The following is an 18,252-nucleotide window of genomic DNA, read 5'->3' on the forward strand; positions in this document are numbered from 1 at the left end:
GCGCTAGATTTCGTAGTCGAGCGGGACGGGCTGGCTGTAGGCGCCGGAGTGGTAAAGCAGCGGAGAGCCGTCCTCGCCCACTTGTCCTTCCACGACTTCCACCACGACCACCGCGTTGTTCTCGAAGGAGAGGCGCATCTGGATCTTGCCGATCAGCCATCCGGCGACGTCCTTGAGGACTGGTACATCGTGCGGTCCAAGTTCCCAATGGTCGCCCTCAAACCGGTTCTTGGTCCGTGCGAAGCGGTCCGCAAGTTCCTGGTTCTCCAGCCCAAGCATGTGGACACCAATGTGCGTGGTGTTGGCGATGGCCGGCCATGAACTGGAGCTGCGGGCCATGTTGAAGGTAAAACGCGGCGGCTGGGCGGACAGCGAGGCCACGGAGGTGGCCGTGAATCCGTACGGGATGCCGTTGTAGTTCACCGTGATAATTGCCACGCCGGCCGCATGCCGGCGGAACATCTCCTTGAACGTGCCTTCGAAGGCTGCGTTATCTGAGGTCACTGTGATCTAACTCCCTGCTGAAACTAATCCTGGTTTGTCCTGCATGCCAGCGTATGGGGCCCCCGATGCCGTCCGTGACTTGGTTACCTGCCGCGTCATTTGTTGAACGGCGGTGAACGTTTGTTAATGTTTGTTTCATGAAACAGCCATCAGGCACCGGGCCGGCTCCGCAAAATCCGAGCCATCACGGGGATGCCGGACTCCCTCCCGCCTATGGTGAACTTTACCGCGGTGACGGGGGTTCGTGGCGCGTGCCCGCAGCCATAGCCGCCAGCGGGATCCCCGTCGGACTTGCGTGGTGGCTGCTGGCGCCCGGGGGACTGAACCTGTTGTCCGGCGACCCCTCGTTGGCCACCGGAACGAATGCCGAAGGCTGGCTTCCCCGGGACCTTGTGCTGGCCGGCCTGTTTCTGTTGGCAGGCTGCGTCACCGGGTTCCTCCTCGACGGAAAACGAACCGGAGCACCCGCGCCACGGACGGTGCTGTTCGCCGTGATCGGCGGTGCGCTTGGCGCCGTCGTCGCCTGGCAGGCAGGCGTGCTGGCGGGGCAGTGGTGGGGACCGGCTGAAGATACCGCTCCGAACGCCAGCATTGCCTTCTCGCTCCGTGCCCTCGCCGTCCTGGCCATTTGGCCGGCAGCGGTGGCCATTTCCGTCTTTGTGGCAAACCTGCTCAGCCTCCTGGGCAAACCACGTAAAATGGACGGGTGACTATTTCTCCCGACAGCCCCGCCCAGATCACCACGCCGGCCGTCAGCTACCGCACCATTGACCTGCGCGGCCAGCGGCTCTCCCTGGCCGAACTCCGGGCGGCTGTTCCGCGGGCCCGGCACCAGACCATGGCGGACGCTGAGCAGAAGGTCACGGACATCATCACGGCGGTCCGTTCCCGGGGCTTCGCCGCGCTGAGCGACTACGCGAAGGCGTTCGACGGCGTCGAACAGGCACACCCGAGGGTGCCGGCCGCTGCGCTGCAGGAAGCGCTGGAAACACTGGACCCCGCAGTGCGGGCAGCCTTGGAAGAATCCATCAGCCGTGCTCGGAAGTTCGCTGACAGCCAGCGGCCGGCAAACGTCGACGTCGAACTCGGCGAGGGCGCCGTCGTGAGCCAGAACTGGGTGCCGGTTGGCCGCGTGGGGCTTTATGTCCCCGGCGGACTGGCCGTATATCCGTCGTCCGTCATCATGAACGTCGTCCCCGCACTGGCGGCAGGGGTGGCATCCATCGCCCTGGCCTCGCCTCCGCAGAAAGACTTCGGCGGACTCCCGCACCCCACCATCCTGGCCGCTGCGGCGCTGCTGGGCATCGACGAGGTGTACGCCATTGGCGGGGCCCAGGCCATTGCGGCCTTTGCTTACGGAGTTCCCGCGGAAGACCCGGCGGCAGCCCTGGATCCGGTGGATGTGGTGACCGGGCCGGGCAACATTTTTGTGGCGACGGCCAAACGGCTGGTCAAGGGCGTTGTGGGCATCGATTCCGAGGCCGGCACCACGGAAATCGCCATCCTTGCCGACGGCAGCGCCCGCCCGTCGCTGGTGGCGGCCGACCTCATCAGCCAGGCAGAACACGATCCGAAGGCCGCGTCCGTCCTCATTACCGATTCCGAAGAGCTCGCTGCGGCCGTCCGGGTCGAGCTTGACGTGCAGGCTGCCCTGACCAAACACTCAGAGCGGGTGCGGGAAGCCCTGTCCGGCCCGCAGTCCGGCGTGGTGCTGGTGGACGACCTGGACCAGGGAATCGCCGCCTGCGATGCTTACGCCGCGGAGCACCTGGAGATCATGACGGCGGACGCCCCGGCTGTCGCTGCACGCATCCGCAACGCGGGAGCCATCTTCGTGGGGGACTACAGCCCCGTCAGCCTCGGGGATTACTGCGCAGGGTCCAACCACGTGCTGCCCACCAGCGGCACGGCAGCCTTCTCTTCCGGCCTCAATGTCACCACGTTCCTTCGCGCCATCCAGGTGGTCAACTACAGCAAGCCGGCCCTCGAAAGGGTCAGCGGGCACATCCTCAGCCTCGCCGGGGCCGAGGACCTGCCCGCCCACGGCGAGGCCGTGACGGCACGGTTTACCGGCGATGCCTAACCACTACATGTAGTAATTACAGGCTTGTGATTCGGCTACATGTAGTCGTAAACTGATTCTGGAAGAATATTCCGGCCAAATGTTTTCCGGCCAGGGAAGGAAGCAACGTGTATTGCCCGTTTTGCCGCAACCCTGATTCCCGCGTGGTGGACAGCCGGATGGCCGATGACGGTTCCGCGATCCGCCGCCGCCGTCAGTGTCCTGAATGCGGCCGCCGCTTCACCACGGTGGAAACCACCAGCCTCACGGTGATCAAACGCTCCGGAGTCGGCGAACCTTTCAGCCGCAGCAAAGTGATCAACGGTGTGCGGAAAGCATGCCAGGGCAGGCCCGTGACCGAAGACGACCTTGCCATGCTGGCGCAGGAAGTCGAGGAAACGATCCGCGCGTCAGGCGCTGCGGAAATCGACGCCCATGAAGTGGGCCTCGCCATCCTCAGCCCGCTGCAGAAACTGGACGAAGTCGCCTACCTCCGGTTCGCGAGCGTGTACCAGGCGTTCGAGTCCCTCGAGGACTTTGAGACCGCCATTGCCATCCTTCGCCATGAAGCGGAAGTCGATGCAAAGGCCGCTAAGGGCAAGAACTCCGAGAAGAGCCCCCTCTAGACTCCGGTGGTGGCAGCGGAGGGGAAGCCGAAGCCACCACCGGCACCACGTGCTGTACCCGGGCCGGGCCAAGCCGGCACCACGATTGCGGCGCCGGCGGCTCCGGCTACTTGGCCAGTTTGTGTGTCAGCGCGACCTCGATCGCGGCGCCCACAATGCCGGCGTCGTTCTTAAGTTCGGCCGGGACGATCTTCGTGCGCAGTTTCATGTGCGGCAAATACTCGTCGGCTCGCTTGGAGATGCCGCCGCCGACGATGAACAGCTCCGGGGAGAAGAGGAACTCAACGTGCGAGAAATAGCGCTGGAGTAGCACGCTGTACTCGGTCCAGCTGAGGCCGTCGCGTTCCCGGGCCACGGCGGAGGCCTTGCTCTCGGCGTCGTAGCCGTCGATTTCAAGGTGCCCGAGTTCGGCGTTCGGGACCAGCTTGCCGTTGAAGATGAAGGCCGAGCCAATGCCGGTTCCCAGCGTGATCACGAGGACCGTACCGGAGACGCCCTCGCCGGCGCCGTAGCGGGCTTCTGCGAGGCCGGCGGCGTCGGCGTCGTTAATGACCTCGACGGGGCGGCCCAGGCGTTTGGTCAGCAGGGCGTCAATATCCGTGTTGAGCCAGGACTTGTCGACGTTGGCTGCGGAATGGACCACGCCGTGCTGGATGATGCCGGGGAAGGTTACGCCGATCGGAGAATCGGGGGCGGGCGCATCCGGCCGCGCGTCGAGCTCGGCGACCACAGCGGCCACCGTTTCGGCGACCGACTCGGGCGTCGCCGGCTGCGGCGTGGGTACACGGAAGCGGTCGCCTACGAGTTTGCCCTTCTTGAGGTCGACAATGCCGCCCTTGATTCCGGTGCCACCGATATCAATACCGATCAGCGGGGCGTTCTTGGTTGACTTGTCGTCCTTCTTGGCCAATGTGATTCCGTTCGTGGCTGTGGGCGGGAAAGAGGTAACTGGGCAAATGTGCCGGCGGGGCCGGGCGGGGCAATCAGGGCAGGGTGAGGATTTCTGCGCCTGATTCGGTGACGAGCAGGGTGTGCTCGAACTGGGCGGTGCGCTTGTGGTCGCGCGTCACGACGGTCCAATCGTCGGCCCACATGTCCCACTCCACGGTACCGAGCGTCAGCATCGGTTCAATGGTGAACACCATGCCCGCCTCCATGACCGTGTTGTAGGCGGGGGCCGCATCGTAGTGCGGAATGATCAGGCCGGTGTGGAACGCTTCGCCGACACCGTGACCGGTGAAATCCCGGACAACGCCGTAGCCAAAGCGCTTGGCGTAGGACTGGATTGCGCGGCCGATGACGTTGATTTCACGTCCGGGGGCCACGGCCTTGATGGCACGGTTGAGGGATTCCTTGGTGCGTTCCACCAGGAGCCGCGACTCTTCGTCCACGTCGCCAACGAGGAACGTGAAATTGGTGTCGCCGTGGACCCCTCCGATGAAGGCCGTGATGTCGATGTTCAGGATGTCGCCGTCCTGGACCACCGTGCTGTCCGGTATTCCGTGGCAGATCACTTCGTTCAGCGACGAGCACAACGACTTGGGGAAGCCCCGGTAGCCCAGTGTCGACGGATAGGCGTGGTGGTCGACCAGGAACTCATGGCCGATCCTGTCCAGCTGGTCGGTCGTTACGCCAGGTTCGATGTGCTTGCCCACCTCGACGATTGCCTGGGCCGCGATCCGGCTGGCGATCCTGATCTTCTCGATGGTCTCGGCAGACTTCACCTCGGAGCCGGTGAACTTCTCCGGACCCGGTTTGCCCACATACTCGGGGCGGGGGATTGACGCCGGGACGGGCAGCTGCGGGCTGATGGTTCCGGGGACCAGTGTGCCGGTGGGTGCAGTCGAGGCAAGAGAAGGCATAGATTGATCATATAAGCAGGCGTAGAACCCCATGTAACGGAAAGCCGGATCGGAACACGATGCAGCCCTACGTTACGTGGATCACTTTCAGCGGGCGTGGAGCCTGCGTGATGCGAGGAGCAGCGATGACCGAGTACTGGTACAACGTCAAAACCCACGAGGTGGAGGAAGACGCCATGTCCGATTGGACGCAGCTGATCGGGCCCTACAAGACGCGCGAAGAAGCAGAGCATGCGCTCGAAAAGGTCAAGGCGCGAAACGAATCATGGGAAAAGGGCGACGAGGACTGACCTGTATCGTCTGCGAGAGTTAGTACACATTCGAGTACCGGACCGGCCGGTACCGCATTTAGGAGAGTCATGGCCGCAATCAAGCCAGAATACACAGGAGAGTGGCGGTTCGACCCGACGCATACGCGAATCGGCTTCTCCACCCGCCACGCAATGGTCACCAAGGTCCGCGGAGCTTTCAACGATCTCGAAGGCTCGATCACAGTCGACTCGCAGAACCTTGACCGCTCGAAGGTCGGGCTGACTCTCAAGGTAGCGAGCATTGACACCCGCAATGCCGACCGTGACCAGCACCTGCGGACGAATGACTTCTTTGACGCTCCCCGGTTCCCCGAGATCACTTTCCTGAGCAACCGGGTGGATCAGGTTGACGAGGGCCACTTCATTGTCAGCGGAGACGTGACCATCCGGGGCGTCACCAAGGAGATTTCGATTCCGATCGACTTCATCGGCGTCGAGCGGGACCCGATGGGCAACCTCCGGGCCGGCTTCGAAGGTTCCCGTCGCATCGACCGCCAGGATTTCGGGCTCAAATGGAACACGGCCCTGGACTCCGGCGGCGTACTCGTGTCGGACAAGATCACCCTGGAGTTTGAAGTGTCCGCCATCAAAGTCGGTGACGGCCCTATCGCAGCCGAATAGGGGAGCCCCGGCCCGGAGCTTCGTTAGAACGAATGCTCGGGGCCGGGGAACTGGCCCGTCCGCACGTCCTCGCCATATGCCTTGGCCGCGTTGCTCAGCGAGGTGCGCAGGTCAGCATACTGCTTGACGAACTTGGCCATCTTCCCGCCTCGAAGTCCGGCCATGTCCTGCCAGACCAGCACCTGGCCGGTCGTCGTGTTTCCGGCGCCGATGCCGACGGTAGGAACAGAAATGGCAGCATCGACGGCCGCAGCGGTGGCGGCGGGAACCATTTCCATCAGGACGCTGAAGGCGCCGGCGTCGGCGAGTGCCACCGCGTCGTCGATAAGCCGCTGTGCGTCATCGCCGCGGCCTTGCACCCGGTAGCCGCCCAGCGAGTGCTCGCTCTGGGGAGTGAAGCCGATGTGCGCCATGACCGGAATGCCGGCCTGGACCATGGCGCGGACGGTGTCCGCGTAGTACTTGCCGCCTTCAATCTTCACGGCATGGGCAAGGCCCTCCTTCAGGAAGCGGACGCCAGTGGCCACGGCCTGCTCGGCTGAAACCTCGTAGCTTCCGAACGGAAGGTCAGCGACCACCAAGGCCCGCTTCGCGGACCGGGCCACGGCACGGCACAGCGGAAGGAGCTCATCGACGGTGACCGGCAGGCTGGTTTCGTTGCCGAAGACGTTGTTGGACGCGGAATCGCCGACGAGGAGCACCTCAATGCCTGCTTCGTCGAAAATCTCGGCAGTGTACTGTTCGTAGGCCGTGAGCATCGCAAAGTGCTCACCTTTTTCCTTGGCCTGCTGCAGGTGGTGGGTCCGGATTCGGGCCGCGGGCTTCCTGGCGGCGTCCGACGGCGTTGCGGCCGGCCCGGCGGGACCGTTGCCGTAGGGAGCAGGTACTTCGGCGGACATGCTGGAATCGGAACTGTTGCTTGTGGCCATGGCTAGAGCGTAATGCGATACTGCGCGTCCTAGCTACCGGGCGTCCGGCCGGAGCCGGTGAATCTCGTCACAAATACATCGCCCGGGGCCGGTCGCGGCGGCTCTGCCGGGCCCAGAGGGCCGGTGTCCGTGTTAACGCTGTGTTACGCGGACCTCCGGCTCCAACATTCCGCGCGAATGCTTAGTAAAGTGAATCGTGAGCTGCCGCCGGCTCTAGCGAATACGGACCCGGGGCATCAATACGTTGACCCGGAGAAGAGGCCATCATGGACCGCCAGCAAGAGTTTGTCCTGCGGACAATCGAAGAGCGCGACGTACGGTTTGTGCGTCTGTGGTTCACGGACGTCGTGGGTTCACTCAAGTCTGTTGCGCTTGCCCCCGCTGAAGTTGAAGGTGCCTTCGAGGAGGGCCTCGGCTTCGACGGCTCCGCGATCGAGGGCCTGGCCCGCGTGTTCGAGTCGGACATGCTGGCACAGCCGGACCCCTCGACGTTCCAGATCCTGCCGTGGCGCGGTGAGACTGAACAGACCTCGCGCATGTACTGCGACATCCTGACCCCCGACGGCGAGCCCTCGGCAGCGGACCCGCGCAACGTCCTGAAGCGCACCCTCGCCAAGGCCGCGGACATGGGCTTCACCTGCTATACGCATCCCGAGATCGAGTTCTACCTGCTGAAGTCGCAGGAGCCCGGCCCGGACGGTTCACCCGTCCCCGTGGACGAGGGCGGCTACTTCGACCACGTTCCCGGCGGCGTCGCGCAGGACTTCCGGCGCACCGCGGTCACGATGCTGGAGTCCGTGGGCATCTCGGTCGAGTTCAGCCACCATGAGGCCGGTCCCGGCCAGAACGAGATCGACCTTCGTTACGCTGACGCCCTGCAGACAGCGGACAACATCATGACCTTCCGCACCGTCATCAAGGAAGTCGCCCTGCAGCAGGGCACCTACGCCACCTTTATGCCCAAGCCGTTCACGGCGCACCCGGGCTCGGGCATGCACACCCACTTCTCCCTCTTCGAAGGCGACACCAACGCGTTCTACGAAGCCGGTGCGGAATTCCAGCTGTCCAAGACGGCCAAACAGTTCATCGCGGGCATCCTTAAGCACGCCCCCGAGTTCACCGCCGTGACCAACCAGTTCGTGAACTCCTACAAGCGCCTTTGGGGCGGCGGCGAAGCACCCAGTTACCTGAGCTGGGGCCACAACAACCGTTCCGCGCTGGTGCGCGTTCCGCTGTACAAGCCCGGCAAGGGGCAGTCCGCCCGCATCGAGTACCGCGGCATCGACTCCGCGGCCAACCCCTACCTGGCATACGCCGTCCTGCTCGGTGCCGGCCTCAAAGGCATTGAAGAGGGCTACGAGATTCCGGCAGCCGCAGAGGACGACATCTGGTCGCTGAGCTCGGCCGAACGCCGCGCCATGGGCCACGATCCGCTCCCCGCGAGCCTGCACGATGCGATCCGGGCCATGGAGGATTCCGAGCTTATGCCGCAGATCCTTGGCGAACAGGTCTTCGAGTACTTCCTGCGCAACAAACGCGCAGAATGGCAGGACTACCGTCTCCAGGTGACGCCCTACGAGCTGCAGCGCAACCTCGGCATTCTGTAGGGGGCTGCGGTGAGCCTCGCCCGTCGCCTGATCTCCGCTGGTTTCAGTGACCTGGAAAAGGGGGAGCGGTTCCTTGCTGCCCGGGAACTGGAAGGGATCGACCAAGAGGCACTGTTCGCTGGCTTCCATCTGGCCGCCAACCCCGACACCGCCCTGCAGTCGCTGGTGCGCCTGATCGAAAAGCATCCCGATCTTCGGAAGCTTGCTGCTGCCGACATCGACACCAGCGAGCCGCTGTACCGGGTCCTGGGTGCCTCCGAGGCGCTGGGTGAATTCCTGATCCGCCACCCGGAGCACCTTGACGCCTTTGACGTGGTGGCAAGCCCGGAGCCTGCGGCGGCGGATGCCGGGGAACTGAGGGCGCGTCTCCTGCGATCCGTCCAAGCCGACCCGAAGGCGCGGAGGCCGGTGGCCGGGCTCTCCGGCCCGGAGGCCTACGTGGCCCTGCGAACTGCTTACCGCAGGGGCGTGGTTGATCTGGCGGTGAAGGACCTGTGTGCCGCCGATCCGCTGGACTTCATGCCCGCGGCCGGCGCGGAACTGGCGGATCTTGCCGGTGCTGCCATCGAGGCGGCCCTGGCAGTATCCCGTGCCGAGGCAGGTGAGCAGTTCTCGGCATCGGAAGTCGCCGAAGTGGGACTCGCCGTCATCGGCATGGGCAAGTGCGGTGCCCGCGAACTCAACTACATTTCCGACGTCGACGTCATTTACGTGATCGACGCCGGCGAGCTGGATGATGCCCGCGCCAACACGATCGGGACGGCCCTTGCCACCGGGATCTCGCGGGCCATCATGTCCATCGGCCGGGAACCCGGCCTCTGGGAGGTGGACGCCAACCTGCGGCCGGAGGGTAAATCGGGACCGCTGGTGCGGACGCTGGCGTCGCATCAGAGCTATTACGCCCGGTGGGCAGAAAGCTGGGAATTCCAGGCCCTCCTGAAGGCGCGGACCATTGCGGGGGACGCGGAGCTGGGCGCCCGGTATGAGGCGGCGGTCCTTCCGCTGATCTGGGGTTCGGCGAACCGCGAAGGATTTGTGGAATCCGTGCAGGCCATGCGCCGGCGCGTCACGGACAACATTCCCGCAGATGAGGAACAGCGCCAGATCAAACTGGGCCGCGGCGGCCTGAGGGACGTCGAATTCACGGTCCAGTTGTTGCAGCTGGTGCACGGCAAAGCCGACGAATCCCTCCGGCAGCGGGACACCACCTCAGCCATCGCCGCGCTCTCGGCCGGCGGCTACATCGGGCGGACGGACGCCGCCGAATTCGACCATGCCTACCGGTACCTCCGGCTCATGGAACACCGGATCCAGCTCTTCCAGCTGCGCCGCACCCATCTCATGCCGGTGAGGGAAGACGCCCTGCGTGCACTGGCGAAGGGCGTGCTTGGCCCCTTTGCCCAGGAACGCCCGCACCCGGATGCCCTCCTGGCTGCCTGGCAAAAAACCAAACGCGCTGTCCGCGAACTGCACGAACGCATTTTCTACCGGCCTCTGCTGAACACCGCCGCCAAGCTGAGCAGCGAAGAAGCGCGGCTGACGCCGGAGGCCGCACAAGGCCGCCTTGCCGCCCTTGGTTACCAGGATCCCCGGGGGGCCATGAGGCATATCGAGGCGCTCACCGCCGGGGTGAGCCGGCGTGCGGCGCTGCAGCGCCAGCTCCTGCCCATCCTGCTCGGGTGGCTGGCCGACGGCGTGGATCCCGACGCCGGGCTGCTGGGCTTCCGCCGCGTCAGCGAGGCGCTGGGAACAACGCACTGGTATCTGGGAATGTTGCGGGATTCGACGGCGGCGGCCGAGCGGCTCTGCCATGTCCTCTCCAACTCGCGCCTGATCGCAGACCTCCTGGAGGTTTCCCCGGAATCGGTGGCCTGGCTCGGGACGGACAAGGAGCTGGCCCCGCTGGGATTCGAAGCCCAGTGGCTGGAAATCACCTCGAAGATGTCGCGGCATGAGGACCCGGAAAGCGCCATGCGGCTCATCCGGCTGATCCGTCGCCGGGAGATCCTGCGGGTTGCCATTGCGGACAGCGCCGGGCTGCTGGACCAGGACCAGGTGGGTGCTGCCCTCGCGGACACGGACCGCGCAGCAGTGCTGGGCGCCCTCCGGGTCGCGGAAAGCATCGTGGGTTCCTCGGGTCCCCTGAAGACACGTGTCCTGGTGGTGGCCATGGGCAGGCAGGGCGGCCGCGAAATCGGTTACGGCTCCGACGCGGATGTCATGTACGTGCACCGCGGTCTGCCGGGCGTTCCCGAGGAAGAAGCCCAGAACCAGGCCGCGCAGATCGTGGGTCACATTTCGAACCTTTTGACGCAGCCGCTCAAGCCCGCCATCCTGGCGGAACGCGTGCTGATGGTGGACGCCGACCTGCGGCCCGAAGGCAAGAGCGGAGCCATGGTCCGCTCCCTGGACTCCTACGCCGAGTACTACCGCCGGTGGTCGCTCGTCTGGGAAGCCCAGGCGCTGCTGCGGGCCCTGCCCATCGCAGGGGATGATGACCTGGCAGCGGACTTCGTGGAGCTGGTCGACACCATCCGCTATCCGGAAGAACTGTCGGACAAGGACGTGCGCGAAATCCGCCGCGTCAAAGCAAGGGTGGAAGCGGAGCGGCTGCCCCGCGGCGCGGATCCGGCGCGGCACCTCAAACTGGGACGCGGCGGCCTCAGCGACGTTGAGTGGCTCGTTCAGCTGCTGCAGTTGCAGCACGCGGGCAAGCATCCGGAGCTGCAGACCACGTCCACCGTGCCGGCGCTGGATGCCGCTGCCTCCCTGGGGTTCCTGGAAGCGGACGAGGCGGAACTCCTCCTCAAAGCCTGGCGCCTGGCTAGCCGCATCAGGTCGGCCAACGTCATCTGGACCGGCCGCGCCTCCGACCTCCTGCCGTCTTCCCGCAGGGACCTGGAAGCCGTGGCCCGCTGGTGCGGCTACCCGCCAGGCAACGCTGCCGCCTTGGAAGAGGACTACCTGAGGATCAGCAGGCGCGCCCGCGGTGTTTTCGAACGGGTATTCTACGGGCAGTAGCCGGGCCGGTTCGGGGTGTGGCAACCCGCCGCGGGGGCTGACACGTTGCGGGCTGGATGCTAGTTTGAGCCAATGGCCACGCAACTCTTTCTGAATCTCCCTGTCAAGGACCTGAACAGGTCGGTCGAGTTCTTCACCGCGCTCGGCTTTTCCTTCAACCCGGATTTCACCGACGAAAATGCCACCTGCATGATCATCAATGACGGTGCCTACGTCATGCTGCTGGTGGAAGGCTACTTCAAGACGTTCATTTCCAAGGGCATCGCGGATACCGGCGGAACCGCTGAAGCGATCGTGGCATTTTCCGTTGACAGCCGTGAAGCCGTTGACGACACGATCCGGAAGGCCATGACCGCTGGAGGCGCGCCTTCGCAGGAAGCCCAGGACTACGGGTTTATGTACAACCACAGCTTCCAGGATCCGGACGGCCATCTCTGGGAGGTCTTCTGGATGGATCCTGCCGGGCCGCCTGCTGACGCTCAGACGCCATAGCTTCACCCCTGTCCTGCAAACAGCCGCCGCACAGTCGACATTCACGACGCCGGCCGTCACCCCAAAAGGTGGCGGCCGGCGTCGCAGGTTCTGGGTAGGCTCGATCCATGTCTGAATCCGTCTGGCTTATCGCCCTGAAGAACCTCGACGACGACGCCAGGGCCATCAAGCTGGGCGAAGTCGCGGAAATGGAACTGGGGGAGGGCCAGGGGGACTTCGCCGGTGATCCGCTACGCATGATGCTCGTTGCGCTGGAGGAGGACTCACGGTTTCCCTATGTGGTGGACTCCGGCGGAGAAGCCGTCGGCGTGTTCACGTTGCAGCGCGGTGCGGCGTCGCTGGCGGGCTGGGAGGACGACCACGCCGTCTGGCTGCTGCGCGGCTTCCTCATCGACAGGAACCGGCAAGGCAGGGGCCTCGGCACCCTTGCGGCCGCCGCAGCGGTCAGGGAAGCCGCGAAACTGACGGCAAGGCTGGGCGGCGGAGAGGCCGGCGTCGTTCTTTCAGTCAATGAACGCAATCCGGCCGGGCAGGCCGCCTACCGCAAAGCGGGATTTGAGGACCGCGGACAGTACCTCGGCGGCGACGCCGGACCGCAGCGGACCATGTACCGGGCCTTCTGAACCCTTCATCGTTGGTCAACTTATGTTGACGCGGAATGTGCCGTCAACTATGGTTGACGCAGGGAGGTGGCTATGAAGACACTCATCGGTTCAATGGACGGCAAGGGTCCGGCGGAGGCCCTGTATGCCGTGGCGGAGCTGCATAAGGAGCTGGCGCGGACGGAGACCGAGGCTGTGCTCCGGGCGCGCCAGGCGGGACTGTCCTGGGAGGCCATCGCGGTGTGCCTTGGGGTGAGCAAGCAGGCCGTGCACAAGAAATACGGTAAGCGCTAGGAAGTGTGCCGGCGACGCCGGGACGGATTCAGTTTCCGGGTGCCGTGCAGAAAAAAGTCCGCATGTGCTGCCGTAGCAGCACATGCGGACTTTCTGCGGACTAAACCATGGTTAGGTCCGGGGTCTGACTAGACGCCGTAGTACAGCTCGAACTCGTACGGGTTCGGGCGCAGGGACAGCGGGCGGATCTCGTTCTCGTACTTGTACTCGATCCAGGTGTCGATCAGGTCCTGGGTGAACACGCCGCCGGCCTGGAGGAACTCGTTGTCCTCAGCCAGTGCGTCCAGGGCTTCCTCGAGCGTGCCCGGAGCCTTGGGGATGTCCTTGGCTTCCTCGGCGGGGAGCTCGTAGAGGTCCTTGTCGATGGGAGCCGGGGGTTCGATGCGGTTGCGGATACCGTCAATGCCGGCCATCAGCTGGGCAGCGAACGCCAGGTACGGGTTGGAGGAGGGGTCCGGAGCGCGGAACTCGATGCGCTTGGCCTTCGGGTTGGAGCCCGTGATCGGAATACGGATACCGGCGGAGCGGTTGCCCTGCGAGTAGACCATGTTGACCGGAGCTTCGAAGCCCTTGACCAGGCGGCGGTACGAGTTGACCGTCGGGTTGGTGAAGGCAAGAACGGCGGAGGAGTGCTTCAGCAGGCCACCGATGTACCAGCGGGCCATGTCGGAGAGGCCTGCGTAGCCCTTTTCGTCGTAGAACAGCGGCTCGCCGCCGTTCCACAGCGACTGGTGGCAGTGCATGCCCGAGCCGTTGTCACCGAAGACCGGCTTCGGCATGAAGGTGACCGACTTGCCCCAGGCGTCAGCGGTGTTCTTGATGACGTACTTGAACTTCTGCAGGTCATCAGCCGCGTGCGTCAGCGTGGTGAACTTGTAGTTGATTTCAGCCTGGCCGGCGGAGCCCACTTCGTGGTGGCTGCGCTCGACCTCAAGGCCGGCTTCGTCCAGGGCAACACACATGGCGTCGCGCAGGTCGGCCTGCTTGTCCGTGGGGGAGACCGGGAAGTAACCGCCCTTGACGGGGGTCTTGTAGCCCAGGTTTCCGCCTTCTTCTTCGCGGCCGGTGTTCCAGTGGGCTTCTTCGGAGTCGATCTTGTAGAAGCTGCCCTGCGGGGAGGACTGGTACTGGACGTTGTCGAACACGAAGAACTCGGCCTCGGGAGCGAAGAACGCGGTGTCGGCGATGCCGGTGGAAGCGAGGTAGGCCTCAGCCTTCTCGGCCACGCCGCGGGGGTCGCGGTGGTAAGGGTCACCGGTGCGGGGGTTAACGATGGAGAAGTTCAGTGCCAGCGTCTTCTCCATGCGGAACGTGTCCAGGAATGCCGTGGTCACATCCGGGATGAGCTGCATGTCGGACTCAGCGATGCCCTGGAAACCGCGGATGGACGAACCGTCGAAGAGCTGGCCGTTGATGAAGAAGTCTGCATCAACGCTCTTGGCCGGCACGTTGAAGTGCTGCTGCACGCCAGGAAGGTCGGTGAAGCGGATATCGACGAATTTAATATCTTCGTCCTTGATGAACTTGAGGACTTCGTCCGCAGTCTTGAACATCTATGCTCCTTACGCATAAGTAATAACTGGCTGGAAAGCCATATGGTCCAGCGCAATCCGACGGCGCGAAAACACAAAAGTGTCCCCGCTCCCAGCTCGCTAGCAACTGTTACCACCCTAGGGACACGGGATTTCCCGTCCGTGTCCGCTATGTTTCCGGCAGGTTACAGAACCGCCTGATATGTAAACGCTATACGGTGTCCACACTGTGGTCCATCCGCATCCATACTGTGAACTTAACTGCGGGGGCCGTGCAGCGGATAGGCTTGATCCGTGGTTGATCGTAAAGACATAGGTTCCTGGCTCAGCGGACCGGATACGTCCGGCATCTCCAAGTACCCGGGGGAGCGCCTCGGCCTGCCAGAGGCGGGCCCCGGCTCGATCGCCCGGGCCGGACGCCGGATCCTTGCCATTTGCATCGACTGGGGACTGGCGCTGCTGATCAGCAACTACGCGTTCGGCGGCGACCCGGGGGGCACACTTGCCGTGTTCGCCGCAGAGCAGATCCTCCTGATCGGCACACTCGGCTACAGCATCGGCCACCGTCTCCTCGGCATCCACGTAGTCCGCCTGGGCGGGGCTCCCGCCGGGCCGCTGGCCGCGCTGGTCCGCACCATTTTGCTGTGCCTCGTGATTCCGGCGGTCATCTTTGATCCGGATCACCGCGGCTTGCACGACAAGGCGATGAACACCGTCCTCGTGCGCATGTAGCCGGTCCCGCCTAGACCCCGGCGGTCACGTGATCCTGCTGCTCACGCTGCCCGCTGCCCGTCGGCGTCAGGTAGCCGCGCTTGCCCGCCCACCGTTCGAACAGGACTGTGGCGAACGGCAACACCGCTGAGAAGCCCGCGAGGAACGCCACCAGGAAGGGCCACCGCTGCAGGCGCCACAGGGCAAGGGCCGCCACTCCGTAGGCGATGAACAGTGCCCCGTGAATTGGTCCTGCAATCTCCACGCCAAGCTCGGAGGTCCCGGCAATCCATTTGAAGTACATTCCGGTCAGGAGGGCCGCCCAGCTGAAGGCTTCGGCCACGGCGAGGACCCGGAAGAGCCGGATCACGGTGGATTTCGAGGGCAGTTTCACGGTACTCCGGTTTCTCTGGGTAGTGCGGTTTCGCTGGGGTGCTGCCGGGCGGACGAAGCCGTGATCCGGGCTGACGGCTCAAAACAAACGCCCCGGTGCCGGCTGATGACCGGTTCCGGGGCGTTGCCAAGGCTGCTAGCGGCCGCGGGCTGCTTTGCGGTCCGGCCGGGCCTTGTAAGGATCGATTCCTTTGGGGATGGGGAGGCGGTTTCCGAGCGAGGAAATCCGCTTCGACACCGCACTCACCTCAAGCTTGGTCAGTTCCTTGTCCAGTTTGTTCATCTTCTTGGCGATCTGGCTGAGGGGAACCTGGCCTTCGCCGCGGCCGCTCTCGATCACGTGGACTGTGACGTTGGGCAGGATGCGCGCCAGCCGCTTGCGTTCGGCGTCGACGAGCGGCCGGACCCGGTGGGTGGGGCCTTCACTGACGAGGACGACGCCGGGACGGCCGATGGCGCGGAAGACTGCGTCCTGGGTCCGCGGGTTGACCGCAACCGGCTGGTCCTCAGTGATCCAGCCGCGCTTCAGGGTACCCAGTGCGGCGCCCGAGGCGCCAGGCTGGTTCTCAATCTGGGCAAACGCGGCACGCTCAGCGCGGCGCGAAAGGATGAGGGTTGCGGCCAGCAGGCCGAGGGGGATGCCGATAATCAGGCCCGTGATCCAGTTTTCCAGGAGGAAGCCCACCAGGAAGCTGACGGCGACGACGCCCAGGAAAGCAAGCAGCATCATCCAGACCACCATGGGGTCATGGCGGCGCGTCATCTGGAAGACTTCGTTGATCTGCTTCAGCCTGCTGGGCTTCTTGACCTTGGCTTCCTTCGGCTTGCGAGAGAAGAGGCCACGCTTCGGAGCGTCGGAGGCTGCCGGAGTCGGTTTGCTGGAATCAGGGGAATTCGCCATAGTGCCTTAATTCTACGTGATTTATGCCTGAGGGCCGGACGCCGGAATGCTCCGGTGCCGGCCCTCAGGCATAAATGTTACGAAAGGTCCTAGTGGTGTGCCGCGATGAGGGAGCTGGCTTCCTGGCGGGTGCTGCCGGAGGACTCGATGTGCGCGAGTTCGGCCGGGATTTCCCAGCCTTTCTTGCGCATTGCGGTGGCCCAGAGCCGGCCGGCACGGTACGAGGAACGGACCAGCGGGCCGGACATGACGCCGAGGAAGCCGATCTCCTCGGCCTCGGTGGCGAGGTCGACGAATTCCTGCGGCTTGACCCAGCGGTCCACCGGCAGGTGGCGTTCGGACGGGCGCAGGTACTGGGTGATGGTGATCAGGTCACAGCCGGCCTCGTGCAGGTCCCGCAGGGCCTCGGAGATTTCCTCGCGGGTCTCGCCCATGCCCAGGATCAGGTTGGACTTGGTGACCATGCCCAGGTTCCGGCCCTGGGTGATGACATCCAGGGACCGGTCGTAGCGGAACGCGGGGCGGATGCGCTTGAAGATCCGCGGCACGGTCTCGACGTTGTGCGCGAAGACCTCCGGTTTGGAGTCGCAGATCGCCGCGATGTGCTCGGGTTTGCCGGAGAAGTCCGGGATCAGGAGCTCGACGCCGGTGCCCGGGTTCAGTTCGTGGATCTTGCGGACCGTTTCGGCGTAGAGCCAGACGCCCTCGTCGGCGAGGTCGTCCCGGGCCACCCCGGTCACGGTGGCGTAGCGCAGCGCCATGGCCTGGACCGAGCGGGCCACCTTGGTGGGTTCGAACATGTCCACGGGGGAGGGCTTGCCGGTGTCGATCTGGCAGAAATCACAGCGCCGGGTGCACTCTGAACCGCCGATCAGGAAGGTGGCTTCCTTGTCTTCCCAGCACTCGAAGATGTTCGGGCAGCCGGCCTCCTCACACACGGTGTGCAGGCCTTCCTTCTTCACCAGGTTCTTGAGCTGGACGAACTCCGGGCCCATCTGGACCTTGGCCTTGATCCACTCCGGCTTACGCTCCACCGGGGTGGCCGCGTTGCGCTGCTCGATACGCAGCATCTTCCGGCCTTCTGGTGCCAGTGTCACAGTAGAGCTCCTTCGGGGCTTGAAACGAGTGCTTCTTCGTGCTTTCGGAATTCCGCCACGACCCGGTCCGCAATATCACCGGGGGTGATGGTCCTGCCGGCTTCAATGGACATCGTGGTGACGCCGGCGTCGGTGATGCCGCAGGCAATGATCTGGGCATACGGTGCCAGATCGTTGCTGCAGTTGATGGCGATGCCGTGCATGGTGACCCCGTCGAGGACGCGGATGCCGATTGCGGCAATCTTGCGGTCCGGCCCCTTGCTGTCAGCCTTGATCCAGACGCCGGCGCGTCCCTTGATCCGCTCCGCATTGATGCCGTACTCGGCCATGACAGTGATCATCACGGCTTCGAGCCGTTCGACGTAGTCACGGATGCCTGACCGGTTTTTCAGTTTGAGGATCGGATAGGCGATGAGCTGGCCGGGACCGTGCCAGGTCAGCTTGCCGCCGCGGTCCACGGGGACGACGGGGGTTCCGTCGAGCGGCCGTTCGTGGTCTTCTGTGAGCTTGCCGGCCGTGTAAACGGCTGCATGCTCAAGGAGCAGGACTGTGCTGGGTGCCTCAGCTGCGACGACTTTGTCATGGAGTTCGCGCTGGATGTCCCAGCCCTTCATGTAATCAACGAAATCCGGAGCAAGACCCAGCGTGGAAAACTCAAGAGTCATGGCATCCAGCTTAGACCCCGTC

Annotated in this window: 20 protein-coding genes; 11 read left to right on the plus strand and 9 right to left on the minus strand. The window is 64.4% G+C overall.

Translation table 11 applies throughout. The annotated features are described in order from the left end of the window. Window positions 1-3: 3 nt before the first annotated feature. A complete protein-coding gene (locus ACSQ1X_RS08120) occupies window positions 4-462 on the minus strand; it encodes a flavin reductase family protein (RefSeq protein WP_436059294.1) in 459 nt (152 codons plus the stop codon). A 179-nt stretch (window positions 463-641) separates the two neighbouring features. On the opposite strand from ACSQ1X_RS08120, the gene ACSQ1X_RS08125 reads away from it, so the two are divergent. From ACSQ1X_RS08125 to nrdR, 3 genes are all read left to right on the plus strand, one after another. Then, the gene (locus ACSQ1X_RS08125) at window positions 642-1,214 is read left to right on the plus strand and encodes a hypothetical protein (RefSeq protein ID WP_436057283.1); all 573 of its coding nucleotides are present in this window, start codon (window positions 642-644) and stop codon (window positions 1,212-1,214) included. Beyond that, complete coding sequence (gene hisD, locus ACSQ1X_RS08130) at window positions 1,211-2,587, plus strand: histidinol dehydrogenase (protein ID WP_436057284.1); 1,377 nt, start codon at window positions 1,211-1,213, stop codon at window positions 2,585-2,587. Before ACSQ1X_RS08125 ends, hisD begins: the two co-directional genes overlap by 4 nt. Before the next feature lie 107 nt (window positions 2,588-2,694). Beyond that, a complete protein-coding gene (nrdR, locus tag ACSQ1X_RS08135; RefSeq protein WP_436057285.1) occupies window positions 2,695-3,192 on the plus strand; it encodes a transcriptional regulator NrdR in 498 nt (165 codons plus the stop codon). Between the two features lie 106 nt (window positions 3,193-3,298). Here nrdR and ppgK read toward each other — a convergent pair whose 3' ends face one another. Both ppgK and map read right to left on the minus strand, forming a co-directional pair. After that, on the minus strand, window positions 3,299-4,102 hold the full coding sequence (gene ppgK / locus ACSQ1X_RS08140; protein ID WP_028271751.1) for a polyphosphate--glucose phosphotransferase: 804 nt from the start codon (window positions 4,100-4,102) through the stop codon (window positions 3,299-3,301). Window positions 4,103-4,175: 73 nt separating this feature from the next. Continuing rightward, window positions 4,176-5,054, minus strand: a complete 879-nt coding sequence (map, locus tag ACSQ1X_RS08145) for a type I methionyl aminopeptidase (protein WP_055800060.1) — start codon at window positions 5,052-5,054, stop codon at window positions 4,176-4,178. A gap of 125 nt (window positions 5,055-5,179) precedes the next feature. On the opposite strand from map, the gene ACSQ1X_RS08150 reads away from it, so the two are divergent. Continuing rightward, the gene (locus ACSQ1X_RS08150) at window positions 5,180-5,344 is read left to right on the plus strand and encodes an SPOR domain-containing protein (protein ID WP_156372338.1); all 165 of its coding nucleotides are present in this window, start codon (window positions 5,180-5,182) and stop codon (window positions 5,342-5,344) included. A gap of 69 nt (window positions 5,345-5,413) precedes the next feature. Next, window positions 5,414-5,986: a YceI family protein gene (locus ACSQ1X_RS08155; RefSeq protein WP_436057286.1), complete on the plus strand. Its 573-nt coding sequence runs from the start codon at window positions 5,414-5,416 to the stop codon at window positions 5,984-5,986. A gap of 23 nt (window positions 5,987-6,009) precedes the next feature. On the opposite strand, the gene panB is transcribed toward ACSQ1X_RS08155, so the two are convergent. Continuing rightward, the gene (gene panB, locus ACSQ1X_RS08160) at window positions 6,010-6,915 is read right to left on the minus strand and encodes a 3-methyl-2-oxobutanoate hydroxymethyltransferase (RefSeq protein WP_436057287.1); all 906 of its coding nucleotides are present in this window, start codon (window positions 6,913-6,915) and stop codon (window positions 6,010-6,012) included. Between the two features lie 266 nt (window positions 6,916-7,181). On the opposite strand from panB, the gene glnA (ACSQ1X_RS08165) reads away from it, so the two are divergent. The 5 genes from glnA (ACSQ1X_RS08165) to ACSQ1X_RS08185 all read left to right on the plus strand — a co-directional run bounded on the left by glnA (ACSQ1X_RS08165) (window position 7,182) and on the right by ACSQ1X_RS08185 (window position 12,931). Further along, complete coding sequence (gene glnA / locus ACSQ1X_RS08165) at window positions 7,182-8,522, plus strand: type I glutamate--ammonia ligase (protein WP_011691452.1); 1,341 nt, start codon at window positions 7,182-7,184, stop codon at window positions 8,520-8,522. 9 nt (window positions 8,523-8,531) lie between these two features. Next, window positions 8,532-11,543, plus strand: coding sequence for a bifunctional [glutamine synthetase] adenylyltransferase/[glutamine synthetase]-adenylyl-L-tyrosine phosphorylase (locus ACSQ1X_RS08170; protein ID WP_436057288.1), 3,012 nt, complete (start codon window positions 8,532-8,534; stop codon window positions 11,541-11,543). 72 nt (window positions 11,544-11,615) lie between these two features. Beyond that, window positions 11,616-12,035: a VOC family protein gene (locus ACSQ1X_RS08175; protein ID WP_436057289.1), complete on the plus strand. Its 420-nt coding sequence runs from the start codon at window positions 11,616-11,618 to the stop codon at window positions 12,033-12,035. 107 nt (window positions 12,036-12,142) lie between these two features. Further along, window positions 12,143-12,658 carry a GNAT family N-acetyltransferase gene (locus ACSQ1X_RS08180; protein WP_436057290.1) on the plus strand — a complete coding sequence of 172 codons (516 nt, stop codon included), beginning with the start codon at window positions 12,143-12,145 and terminating at the stop codon, window positions 12,656-12,658. 72 nt (window positions 12,659-12,730) lie between these two features. After that, window positions 12,731-12,931, plus strand: coding sequence for an AsnC family protein (locus ACSQ1X_RS08185; RefSeq protein WP_436057291.1), 201 nt, complete (start codon window positions 12,731-12,733; stop codon window positions 12,929-12,931). A 128-nt stretch (window positions 12,932-13,059) separates the two neighbouring features. On the opposite strand, the gene glnA (ACSQ1X_RS08190) is transcribed toward ACSQ1X_RS08185, so the two are convergent. Continuing rightward, window positions 13,060-14,484, minus strand: a complete 1,425-nt coding sequence (gene glnA / locus ACSQ1X_RS08190; RefSeq protein ID WP_011691460.1) for a type I glutamate--ammonia ligase — start codon at window positions 14,482-14,484, stop codon at window positions 13,060-13,062. Between the two features lie 273 nt (window positions 14,485-14,757). Here glnA (ACSQ1X_RS08190) and ACSQ1X_RS08195 point away from each other — a divergent pair, with 273 nt between their 5' ends. Beyond that, window positions 14,758-15,195, plus strand: coding sequence for an RDD family protein (locus ACSQ1X_RS08195; protein ID WP_436057292.1), 438 nt, complete (start codon window positions 14,758-14,760; stop codon window positions 15,193-15,195). A gap of 10 nt (window positions 15,196-15,205) precedes the next feature. Here ACSQ1X_RS08195 and ACSQ1X_RS08200 read toward each other — a convergent pair whose 3' ends face one another. From ACSQ1X_RS08200 to lipB, 4 genes are all read right to left on the minus strand, one after another. Continuing rightward, window positions 15,206-15,568: a DUF3817 domain-containing protein gene (locus tag ACSQ1X_RS08200; protein ID WP_436057293.1), complete on the minus strand. Its 363-nt coding sequence runs from the start codon at window positions 15,566-15,568 to the stop codon at window positions 15,206-15,208. Between the two features lie 135 nt (window positions 15,569-15,703). Further along, window positions 15,704-16,468: a DUF4191 domain-containing protein gene (locus ACSQ1X_RS08205; RefSeq protein WP_436057294.1), complete on the minus strand. Its 765-nt coding sequence runs from the start codon at window positions 16,466-16,468 to the stop codon at window positions 15,704-15,706. An 89-nt stretch (window positions 16,469-16,557) separates the two neighbouring features. Beyond that, the gene (gene lipA, locus ACSQ1X_RS08210) at window positions 16,558-17,565 is read right to left on the minus strand and encodes a lipoyl synthase (RefSeq protein WP_436057295.1); all 1,008 of its coding nucleotides are present in this window, start codon (window positions 17,563-17,565) and stop codon (window positions 16,558-16,560) included. Then, window positions 17,562-18,230 carry a lipoyl(octanoyl) transferase LipB gene (gene lipB / locus ACSQ1X_RS08215; RefSeq protein ID WP_436057296.1) on the minus strand — a complete coding sequence of 223 codons (669 nt, stop codon included), beginning with the start codon at window positions 18,228-18,230 and terminating at the stop codon, window positions 17,562-17,564. Before lipB ends, lipA begins: the two co-directional genes overlap by 4 nt. Window positions 18,231-18,252 lie beyond the last annotated feature (22 nt).

The sequence above is a fragment of the Arthrobacter sp. LjRoot78 genome, assembly GCF_964254335.1.
Lineage (GTDB): Bacteria > Actinomycetota > Actinomycetes > Actinomycetales > Micrococcaceae > Arthrobacter.